This is a genomic window from Xanthomonas sp. LF06-19 (genome assembly GCF_034105425.1).
GTDB lineage: Bacteria > Pseudomonadota > Gammaproteobacteria > Xanthomonadales > Xanthomonadaceae > Xanthomonas_A > Xanthomonas_A sontii.
Genome location: NZ_JAXGGH010000027.1, coordinates 1 through 545, shown reverse-complemented (window position 1 = coordinate 545; position 545 = coordinate 1). Strand labels below are relative to the sequence as shown.

1 pseudogene is annotated in these 545 nt (G+C 68.8%); it reads left to right on the top strand.

Annotated elements, in window-relative coordinates:
• Positions 1-545: pseudogene (locus SLW55_RS20575) on the top strand (methyl-accepting chemotaxis protein); the annotation flags it as partial.

The window sequence follows — 545 nt, the reverse complement described above, 5'->3', positions numbered from 1 at the left end:
GGCGACTTCAGCGTGCGTGGCGACGCCGAACGCTTCCAGTACGACTTCCGCCTGATGGTCGAGAGCCTCAACCAGCTGATGGCCACCGCCGACGGCAACCTGCAGGCGCTGTCGTCCCTGCTGCAGTCGATCGCCGCCGGTGACCTGACTGCGCGCATGCACGGCCAGTTCCAGGGCGTGTTCGCGACCATGCGCGACGACGCCAACGCCACCACCGAACAGCTGGCCGCCATCGTCGCGCGCATCCAGACTGCCGCGGTCAGCATCAACGCCGCCGCCAGCGAGATCGCCACCGGCAACGACGACCTGTCGCGCCGCACCGAGCAGCAGGCCGCCAGCCTGGAAGAAACCGCCGCGTCGATGGAAGAGCTGACCTCCACGGTCAAGCAGAACGCCGAACACGCCCGCCAGGCCAACCAGCTCGCCACCGGCGCCGCGTCGGTCGCCTCGCAGGGTGGCACGGTGGTCGGTCAGGTGGTCGAGACCATGAGCGGGATCGAGGCCTCCTCGCGCAAGATCGCCGACATCATCTCGGTGATCGACGG